Genomic DNA, 9,217 nt, shown 5'->3' with positions numbered 1-9,217 from the left:
CGCGTGCGAGCGTCGTGACCTTCGGATGCTCGACCAGGCGGCCGATGCCGTGCTCGTAGGCGCGCAGGATTCCCGGCGTGAGCATCACGCCCGCCGCCGCCGCGCTGAATTCGCGCGCGGCGTTCGTGGCGAAGGCTTCGAAGTCCGCGCCCGCGAGGCCGAGCATCAAACCGGGGTTGGTGCAGAACTGGCCGCAGCCGAGCGTCGTCGATGCCGCGTAGTCGCGCGCCAGCGTCTCGCCGCGCGCGGCGAGCGCGCCCGGCAGCAGCAGGTTCGGATTCACGCTGCTCATTTCGGCGTAGACGGGAATCGGCTCGCTGCGCGCGGCCGCCAGCTTCACGAGCGCGAGACCGCCCGCGCGCGAGCCGGTGAAACCGACCGCACGAATCGCCGGATGCTGCACGAGCGCGCTGCCGACTTCGTGGCCCGCGTCGAACAGCAAAGAGAACACGCCTTCGGGCAGGCCCGCCGCCGCGACCGCTTGCTGAATCGCGCGGCCAACGAGTTCCGAGGTGCCCGGATGCGCCGGATGCGCCTTCACGACCACGGGACAGCCTGCGGCCAGCGCCGACGCCGTGTCGCCGCCCGCCACCGAAAACGCCAGCGGGAAATTGCTCGCGCCGAACACCGCGACCGGGCCGACGCCGATGCGCCAGAAGCGCAGGTCGGTGCGCGGCGGCTGGCGTTCGGGCAGCGCGGGTTCGATGCGCACGTCGAGCGCGTCGCCGCTGCGCACGAGCGTGGCGAACATGCGCAGTTGATTCGCGGTGCGCGCGCGTTCGCCTTCGAGGCGCGCGCGCGGCAGGCCGCTTTCGGCCATTGCGCGTTCGATCAGCGGCTCGCCGAGCGCTTCGATGCGCGCCGCGCAGTCGTCGAGGAATTGCGCGCGTTGTTCGGCGGACAGCGTGCGGTAGGCGTCGAACGCGTCGTCCGCGAGTTCGCAGGCCCGTTCGACATCGCCTTGCAGCGCGCCGTGGAAAACCGGTTGCGCGATGGGCGTGTTGCTCGCGGCGTCGATCGCCTGGAACGCCGCGCCTTCGCCGCGTTTCGCGAGTGCGCCGATCAGCAGCTCGCCGGTGAGAGTCGTCGTCATGATGGCAGTCCTTGCGTATGCGTCAGTGCGCGTCAGTGCGAGTGGCGCGGCACGGCCGAGCCGCGCTTGCCCACGAGGAAGTCGAGGTCGCAGCCTTCGTCGGCTTGCAGAACGTGATCGACATAGAGGCGCGCATAGCCGCCCTTGCCCAGCTGCTCGGCGACGCCCGGCGCGGCCGCCGGATCGACGTCGCTCAGGCGGCGTTGCAGTTCCTCGTCGCTGATGTCCAGATGCAGGCGGCCGTTCTCGCAGTCGAGCTCGATCCAGTCGCCGTTGCGCACCGCCGCGAGCGGGCCGCCCGCCGCCGCTTCCGGCGCGACGTGCAGCACCACCGTGCCGTAAGCCGTGCCGCTCATGCGCGCGTCCGAGATGCGCACCATGTCCTTCACGCCCTGGCGCAGCAGCTTGGGCGGCAGGCCCATGTTGCCGACTTCGGCCATGCCCGGATAACCGCGCGGGCCGCAATTCTTCATGACGAGGATCGAGTCCTTGTCGACGTCGAGCGATTCGTCGGCGATGGTCGCCTTGTAGCGATCGAAATTCTCGAACACCACGGCGCGGCCGCGATGCTTGAGCAGCTCGGGCGTGGCCGCCGACGGCTTGAGCACCGCGCCGCGCGGCGCGAGATTGCCGCGCAGGATGCAGATGCCGCCGTCCGCGATCAGCGGATTGTCGATCTGGCGGATCACTTCGTCGTTGTAGTTCGGCGCTTCGCGCACGTTGTCCCAGATCGACTTGCCGTTCACGGTGAGCGCGTCCGGATGCGGCAGCAGGTTCGCTTCGCCCAGACGGCGCAGCACCGCCGGCAGACCGCCCGCGTAATAGAACTCCTCCATCAGGAAGCGGCCCGACGGTTGCAGGTCGACGATGGTCGGCGTATCGCGGCCGACGCGCTGCCAGTCTTCCAGTTCGAGCGGCACACCGATGCGGCCCGCGATCGCCTTCAGATGGATCACCGCGTTGGTCGAGCCGCCAATCGCCGCGTTGGTGCGGATCGCGTTCTCGAACGCCTCGCGCGTGAGCACCTTCGAGAGCTTCAGGTCTTCGAGCGCCATCTGCACGATGCGGATGCCCGACATGTGCGCGAGCACGTAGCGGCGCGCGTCCACGGCCGGAATCGCGGCGTTGTGCGGCAGCGAGACGCCCAGCGACTCGGCCATGCAGGCCATCGTCGAGGCCGTGCCCATGGTGTTGCAGGTGCCCGCCGAGCGCGACATGCCCGCTTCGGCCGAGAGGAAATGATGCAGGTCGATCTCGCCCGCCTTGAGCGATTCGTGCAGACGCCACACGGCCGTGCCCGAACCGATGTCCTTGCCTTCGAGCTTGCCGTTGAGCATCGGGCCGCCCGTCACGACGATGGCCGGCACGTCCACGCTCGCCGCGCCCATCAGCAGCGCGGGCGTGGTCTTGTCGCAGCCGCACAGCAGCACGACGGCGTCGATCGGATTGCCGCGGATCGCTTCTTCGACGTCCATCGAGGCGAGATTGCGCGTGAGCATCGCCGAGGGGCGCAGGTTCGATTCGCCGTTCGAGAACACCGGGAACTCGACCGGGAAGCCGCCCGCCTCGTAGATGCCGCGCTTGACGTGCTCCGCGAGCTTGCGGAAGTGCGCGTTGCAGGGCGTGAGTTCCGACCAGGTATTGCAGATGCCGATGACCGGGCGACCATCGAATTCATGATCGGGAATACCCTGGTTTTTCATCCAGCTCCGATACATGAAGCCGTTTTTATCCGTGGTGCCGAACCACTCTTGGGAGCGAAGTTTGGGTTTCGTTGCCGACATTCTCAGGTTCTGTGAGGGCCAAATGTTCGAGATAGTCTAAGGAGATCTCTGATAACCTTCTAATGAAATATTTGCCTTTTCCGATATCGTTTTCGGCATTGGTATAAACACTTAAAACTATTTGGGAAACGAGGCGAAACACCATGCTGGAGACAAGCCCCTGGTACGTGCGCACGCGCCTGAAAACCCGCCAGTTGCTGCTGGTGGTGGCGCTCGCGGAGGAAGGCAATATTCATCGCGCGGCGGCGGCGCTGAACATGACGCAGCCGGCTGCCTCGAAGCTGCTGCGCGAGCTGGAGGACATGCTCGGCGCGCTGCTGTTCGAGCGCATGCCGCGCGGCATGAAGCCGACGCTGTACGGCGACGCGCTGATCCGCCACGCGCGCGCCGTGCTCGGCAGTCTCGATCAGGCGCAGGCCGAACTCACGGCGCTGAAGGCCGGGCGGCTCGGCCACGTGGCGGTCGGCGCGATCACCTCGCCGGGCGTGAGCGTGCTGCCCGCGGCCGTGGCCGCCGTCAAGCGCACGCACGCGAACATGCGCATCTCGGTGGAAATCGACGCGAGCAACGTGCTGCTCGAACATCTCGCGCAGGACCGGCTCGATATCGTGCTCGGGCGTCTTTCCGCCGAACACGACAAGCTCGCGCTGCGCTACGAGCCGCTCACGGGCGAGCCGGTCTGCGCGGTCGTGCGGCCGGGGCATCCGCTGCTGGAGACGAACGCCAACGCGCCAGGCGCCCCGCTCACGTCACTGACGCTCGCCGACGTCGCGCGCGCCACCTGGGTCGTGCCGCCGCTCGCGAGCGTGCTGCGCCATCGCTTCGAGCTGATGTTCCAGCGCGCGAGCCTCGCGCCGCCCTCGAACGTGGTGGAAACGCCCGCGCTGCTGTTCATCACGCGCGTGCTGGAGCAGAGCGACATGATCGCCGTGCTCACCGAGGACGTCGCGCGCTACTACGCGGTGCACGGCATGGTCGCGATCCTGCCGCTGCCGATGGATTGCCAGATGGACGACTTCGGCATCATCACGCGCGCCGACAAACTGCTCTCGCCCGCCGCCGAAGTCATGATCGAGGCGTTGCGCGCGGTGAGCGCGGAGATCTACGGGCCGCGCGGCGCGGCGTGATGCACGCGTCGCGCGACGCTGCGACAGTCTCGCTACACTGGCGCTGACCCGCAGGAGATTGAAGGAGACGCCATGCCTCACACCGCCGCCCCCGACGGCACCGCCGTGCGCGTCGCGCTCTGGCGCGCGTTACACGTGCAGGTCGACGCCGCGCCGCACGTGCTCGAAGACGAACTCGGCATGCAGCTGGCCGCGCCCGACGTCCACTGGCGCAAGCGGGGCGACATGGATCCCGACGGCACGCGCGGCTATCGCGCATCGATCGTCGGGCGCGCGCGTTTCATCGAGGATCTCGTGGCCGCGCAGGCCAGCGCGGGCGTGACGCAGTACGTGATCCTCGGCGCGGGGCTCGACACCTTCGCGCAGCGCCGGCCCGAGATCGCGTCATGGCTGCACCTGTACGAAGTCGATCAGCCCGGCACGCAGGCGTGGAAGCGCGCGCGGCTCGTCGAACTCGGCTTTCGCGAGCAGGACTGGCTGCGTTTCGTGCCGGTGGATTTCGAGGCGGGCGAATCGTGGTGGACACAGCTCGTGCAAGCGGGCTTCGATGCGCGTCGGCCCGCCGTGATCGCCTCGACGGGCGTCTCGATGTATCTCACGCGCGAGGCCAATCTCGCCACGCTGCGCCAGATCGCGCAACTCGCGCCGGGCTCCACGCTGGCGATGACCTTCACGCTGCCGCTCGATCTCATCGACGAACCCGAGCGCTCGCAACACGCGGCCGTCTACGAGCGGGCGCGCGCGGCGGGCACGCCATTCGTCAGCTTCTTTCGTCCCGACGAGATGCTCACGCTCGCACGCGAAGCCGGTTTCTCCGACGTGCACCACGTGGGCACCGCCGATCTGATCGAACAGTATTTCGCGAAACGCAGTGATGGTTTGAAACCGGCAAAGGGAGAATCGTTTCTGGTGGCGCGGGTTTAATCATCGCAATAAGGCGCTACGGATTTTCCGCGCGATCATGCAATATGATCGCGCTCAGCGTTTGTATTTAAATCCACGCAAACGTCATTCGCACTTCCGCAATCTCCGCTAAATTGTCGAACCTTGACAATTCAATCCGTGCAAAGCGATAGACTCATGTACTGCGTCATGCATTGCGCATCACTGCGTTTATCCCTTGATTTAAGGGATATTCGATATGCCGCGACAATTCGATATAGACTCGCAGCGGGATAACACCGAAAAGAACAATTTCATGACCTCATTGCTGCAACCGGGATATGCGCCATTCATCATGGCGATCGGCATCATGATCGTCATTGCCATACTGGAAAGCATTACGCTGCTGTTCGGTTTTAGCGTCACCACGCATGCGGGTAATCTGCTCGCGCATCAATTCGATATCGACCACGCGGGCGCCAGCGCCGAACCCGGCGTCGTCGGGCAGTTTCTCGGCTGGCTGCACGTGGGCCGCGTGCCGTTTCTCATTCTGCTCGTGCTGTTCCTCACCGGATTCGCCGTTGCCGGCCTGCTGCTGCAGGCGCTCCTGCACGCGCTCGCTCATTTCATGCTGCCGCCCGCCATTGCCGCCTGCGCGGCGCTGCCGCTCGCGCTCGGATTCGTGCGCAAGACCGGCAAGCCGATCGGCCGCCTCGTGCCGCAGGAAGAGTCGAGCGCGCTCTCGGAAATCGATTTCATCGGCCGCGCCGTGCGCATCGTGACCGGCGAGGCCACGCAGGGCACGCCGGCCGAAGCGCGTTTCGTCGACGAATTCGGTCAGCCGCACTACGTCCGCGTCGAGCCGGACGATGCGGATCACCGCTTCGTGCGCGGGCAAACCGTGCTGATCGTCGCGCGGGTGTCCGGCTCGCTCTATCGGGCCATCAAGAGCCCGCGTCACGACGCCTGAGGCCTGCGTTGCGTTTGAAGCGCACGCGCCGGTTTCGCCGCTTTTTCACCTCGTTTTTCACACCGACAAGAGTCAACCATCGCTATGGATACGATCATATTCTGGGGCGCCGCCGGTCTGGCGGTCATCGTGGGCCTGTGCCTGATCGGCCTGATTTTCGCGCGCCTGTACGTGCGCGCTTCGGCCGAGCGCGCGTTCGTGCGCACGGGTCTCGGCGGCCAGCGCGTCATCATGAGCGGCGGCGCGGTCGTGCTGCCCGTGTTCCACGAGGTCATCCCGATCAACATGAACACGCTGAAGCTCGAAGTCAGCCGCGCCTCGCGCGACAGCCTGATCACGAAGGACCGCATGCGCGTGGACGTGGTGGTGGCGTTCTTCGTGCGCGTCGCGCCCACGGCGGAAGGCGTGTCGACCGCCGCGCAGACGCTCGGCCAGCGCACGCTCGCGCCCGAGAATCTGCGCGCGCTCGTAGACGACAAATTCGTCGACGCGCTGCGCTCGACCGCCGCGCAAATGACGATGCAGGATCTGCAGGACGCGCGCGAGAAGTTCGTGCAGGGCGTGCAGAACACCGTCGCCGAAGATCTGACCAAGAACGGTCTCGAACTCGAAAGCGTCTCGCTGACCAACTTCAATCAGACCTTGAAGGAATACTTCGATCCGAACAACGCGTTCGACGCCGAAGGTCTCACGAAGCTCACGCAGGAAACCGAGCGCCGCCGCAAGGAGCGCAACGAGGTCGAGCAGGATACCGAAGTCTCCGTGCGCGAGAAGAATCGCGACGCGCTGTCGAAGCGTCTCGAGATCGACCAGCAGGAAGCCTTCATGAAGCTCGAACAGGAGCAGCAGGTCAAGACGCGCACGGCCGAGCAGAACGCGCGCATCACCGCGTTCGAGGCGCAGCGTCATCAGGAGGCCGAGCAGAGCCGCATCGGCGCGGAGCGTCAGGTGCAGGAGTCGGAGATCGAGCGCGAGCAGGCCGTGCGTTCGCGCAAGGTGGAAGCCGATCGCGAAATCCGCGTGAAGGAAATCGAGCAGGCCAAGGTCACGCAGATCGCCGAGCAGGAGCGCGCGATCATCATCGCGCAGAAGTCCGAGGCGCAGTCGCAGGCTCAGGCGCGCGCCAACGAATCGCTGGCCGAAGCCGTGAAAGCCGAGCAGCTCGTGGAAACCACGCGCCGCACCGCCGAGGCGGACCGCGCGAAGCAGGTTGCGCTGATCGAAGCCGCGCAGGAAGCCGAGACCAACGCCGTGCACGTCACGACCAAGGCGCGCGCGGAGCGCGAGGCCGCGCAGATGCAGGCCACGGCGATCGTCGAACTGGCCGAGGCCGAGCGTAAGAAGGGCCTCGCCGAAGCCGAAGCGCAGCGCGCGCTGAACGACGCCATCAACACCTTGTCGTCGGATCAGACCAGCCTGAAGTTCCGGCTCGCGCTGCTGCAGGCGCTGCCGGCCATCATCGAGCAGACCGTCGAGCCGATGAAGTCGATCGAAGGCATCAAGATCATTCAGGTCGACGGCCTCAACCGCCAGGGCGGCGTGGCCGCCGACGGCGCGGCGAATGGCGCAGGACTGGGCGCGGGCGGCAATCTGGCCGAGCAGGCCATGTCGGCGGCGCTGACCTATCGCGCGCACGCGCCGCTCGTCGATTCGCTGCTCAAGGAAATCGGCCTGACCGGCGGCTCGCTGCCGGCGATGGTGCCTGGGCTCGCGAATCTGGCGAATGGCACGAGCGGCGCGAATGGCGTCGATGCCACGCTCGCCGCGCCGCACGAACCGCGTCTCACCGATGGCCACGCCGCGGCTTAAACGCGCTCGCCCGATCCGTTCAGCACATTCCGCACATTCGGCGCGTTCAGCTCAACTCGCAGAACCGCAGGATATTGCCGAACGGATCGTGAATCTGCATCTGGCGGCCCCACGGCAGCGTCTCCACGCCGGGCCGCGCGTAGGCGTAAGGCTTCGCGGCCAGCTCGCGATGGAACGCCTCGATATCCTCCACGGGCAGAAACAGCGCGGTCCCCGGCGTGCCGTCGCCGTGATGCTCGCTCAGATGCAGCACGAGCGCGTCGCGATGCAGTTGCACGTAGAGCGGCAAATCCGCTTCGAAGCGATGTTCCCAGTCGGGCTTGAAGCCCAGATAGTCGCAATAGAAGGCGTAGGCTTTCTCGATCGAGAACATGCGCAGGATGGGAATGGGGGCGAGGAGTTTCATCGCATGTTTTGTCGCGGTGGGTGGCGGTGGGTGGAGGTTGATGGCGGTTGGTGACAGGTGAAGATCGGTGACGAAAAGTCGACCCGGCGGCCACGATTATGGCGCGACGCGCGTCGCCGTGCGCGATCCGCGTTATAGTCGGCGGCGTCTTTGCCTTTTGCCTCCCGCGCCACCGCTTCACCCATGCACACCGCTCTCCTCGCCCCGCGTCCGCTCGACGCGCTCGAACTGCCCGCCGATCTCGATGGCCGCGACGGCGTGAACCGCGCGAACGGCCGCATGCAGATCGCGGCGGTCAACGATCTCGACGCGATCCGCGCGTGGCTCGCGCGCGTCGCCGACTCGAAGGCGACCTTCGAGACCTATCGCAAGGAAGCCGAGCGTCTGCTGCTGTGGGCCATCGTGCAGCTCGGCAAACCGCTCTCCTCGCTCACGCACGAAGATCTGCTCGCCTATCAGCGTTTTCTCGCCGATCCGCAACCGGCGGCGCGCTGGTGCGCGGGCGGCGGCCGCAAGCACGCCCGCGACGATCCGCGCTGGCGTCCGTTTTACGGCCCGCTGTCGGCCGCCAGCCAGCGTCAGGCGATGGTCATTCTCAACGCGCTGTTTTCGTGGCTCGTGAGCGCCGGTTATCTCGCGGGCAATCCGCTTTCGCTGTCACGCCAGCGCGCGCGCCGCGCGCAGCCGCGCATCACGCGCTATCTCGAACGCGGTCTCTGGGACGAAGTGAAGGCGTATGTCGACGCCCTGCCGCGCGCGAGCGCCCGCGAACGCGAACGCCACGGCCGCGCGCGCTGGCTGCTCACGCTGCTCTATCTCGGCGGCCTGCGCATCTCCGAAGTCAGCATCAACACGATGGGCGATTTCTTCGCGCGCCGCGACGCGTCGGGCGAGGAACGCTGGTGGCTCGACGTGTTCGGCAAGGGCGAGCGTCGCCGGCTCGTGCCCGCGACCGCCGAGTTGATGACCGAACTCGCGCGCTATCGCGAGCAGCGCGGTCTGAGCGCGTTGCCCGCGCCGCACGAAGCGACGCCGCTCGTGCTGCCGATCGGCCAGTCGACCAAGCCGCTCACGCGCGCGGCGCTGCACACCATCGTCAAGGGGATTTTCGCGGGCGCGGCGCAACGTCTGCGCGACGCGGCGGCG

The 9,217-nt window shown here is 66.7% G+C and carries 8 protein-coding genes; 5 read left to right on the top strand and 3 right to left on the bottom strand.

Annotated features, from left to right (window positions below; genetic code table 11):
- Together G3N97_RS33075 and G3N97_RS33070 are read right to left on the bottom strand one after the other, a co-directional pair.
- A partial coding sequence (locus tag G3N97_RS33075; RefSeq protein ID WP_205997113.1) for an aldehyde dehydrogenase family protein occupies positions 1-1,093 on the bottom strand: 1,093 nt, incomplete at its 3' end.
- A 32-nt stretch (positions 1,094-1,125) separates the two neighbouring features.
- Positions 1,126-2,877: an IlvD/Edd family dehydratase gene (locus G3N97_RS33070; RefSeq protein WP_205997112.1), complete on the bottom strand. Its 1,752-nt coding sequence runs from the start codon at positions 2,875-2,877 to the stop codon at positions 1,126-1,128.
- A 143-nt stretch (positions 2,878-3,020) separates the two neighbouring features.
- Here G3N97_RS33070 and G3N97_RS33065 point away from each other — a divergent pair, with 143 nt between their 5' ends.
- The 4 genes from G3N97_RS33065 (at position 3,021) to G3N97_RS33050 (ending at position 7,665) form a co-directional block, all read left to right on the top strand.
- Positions 3,021-4,004 carry a LysR family transcriptional regulator gene (locus tag G3N97_RS33065; RefSeq protein WP_205997111.1) on the top strand — a complete coding sequence of 328 codons (984 nt, stop codon included), beginning with the start codon at positions 3,021-3,023 and terminating at the stop codon, positions 4,002-4,004.
- 72 nt (positions 4,005-4,076) lie between these two features.
- Positions 4,077-4,928 carry a class I SAM-dependent methyltransferase gene (locus G3N97_RS33060; RefSeq protein ID WP_205997110.1) on the top strand — a complete coding sequence of 284 codons (852 nt, stop codon included), beginning with the start codon at positions 4,077-4,079 and terminating at the stop codon, positions 4,926-4,928.
- 274 nt (positions 4,929-5,202) lie between these two features.
- Positions 5,203-5,856 (top strand): OB-fold-containig protein, encoded by a 654-nt coding sequence (locus tag G3N97_RS33055; RefSeq protein WP_205997109.1) that lies wholly within the window; start codon positions 5,203-5,205, stop codon positions 5,854-5,856.
- Positions 5,857-5,940: 84 nt separating this feature from the next.
- Positions 5,941-7,665 carry a flotillin family protein gene (locus G3N97_RS33050; protein ID WP_205997108.1) on the top strand — a complete coding sequence of 575 codons (1,725 nt, stop codon included), beginning with the start codon at positions 5,941-5,943 and terminating at the stop codon, positions 7,663-7,665.
- A gap of 46 nt (positions 7,666-7,711) precedes the next feature.
- Here the strand turns inward: G3N97_RS33050 and G3N97_RS33045 are convergent, their stop codons facing one another.
- The gene (locus G3N97_RS33045) at positions 7,712-8,071 is read right to left on the bottom strand and encodes a glyoxalase superfamily protein (RefSeq protein ID WP_205997107.1); all 360 of its coding nucleotides are present in this window, start codon (positions 8,069-8,071) and stop codon (positions 7,712-7,714) included.
- Between the two features lie 183 nt (positions 8,072-8,254).
- Here G3N97_RS33045 and G3N97_RS33040 point away from each other — a divergent pair.
- Positions 8,255-9,217 (top strand): integrase (locus tag G3N97_RS33040; protein WP_205997106.1); only part of this gene is annotated, 963 nt, incomplete at its 3' end.

It is taken from the genome of Paraburkholderia sp. Ac-20347 (assembly GCF_017104805.1).
GTDB lineage: Bacteria > Pseudomonadota > Gammaproteobacteria > Burkholderiales > Burkholderiaceae > Paraburkholderia > Paraburkholderia tropica.
This window is presented reverse-complemented; position numbering and strand designations above follow the sequence as displayed.

What these genes read in the sequence shown, in the direction of transcription:
- G3N97_RS33070 (WP_205997112.1), bottom strand. Translation starts at nt 2,877, where the DNA reads ATGTCGGCAACGAAACCCAAACTTCGCTCCCAAGAGTGGTTCGGCACC.
- G3N97_RS33065 (WP_205997111.1), top strand. Translation starts at nt 3,021, where the DNA reads ATGCTGGAGACAAGCCCCTGGTACGTGCGCACGCGCCTGAAAACCCGC.
- G3N97_RS33060 (WP_205997110.1), top strand. Translation starts at nt 4,077, where the DNA reads ATGCCTCACACCGCCGCCCCCGACGGCACCGCCGTGCGCGTCGCGCTC.
- G3N97_RS33055 (WP_205997109.1), top strand. Translation starts at nt 5,203, where the DNA reads ATGACCTCATTGCTGCAACCGGGATATGCGCCATTCATCATGGCGATC.
- G3N97_RS33050 (WP_205997108.1), top strand. Translation starts at nt 5,941, where the DNA reads ATGGATACGATCATATTCTGGGGCGCCGCCGGTCTGGCGGTCATCGTG.
- G3N97_RS33045 (WP_205997107.1), bottom strand. Translation starts at nt 8,071, where the DNA reads ATGAAACTCCTCGCCCCCATTCCCATCCTGCGCATGTTCTCGATCGAG.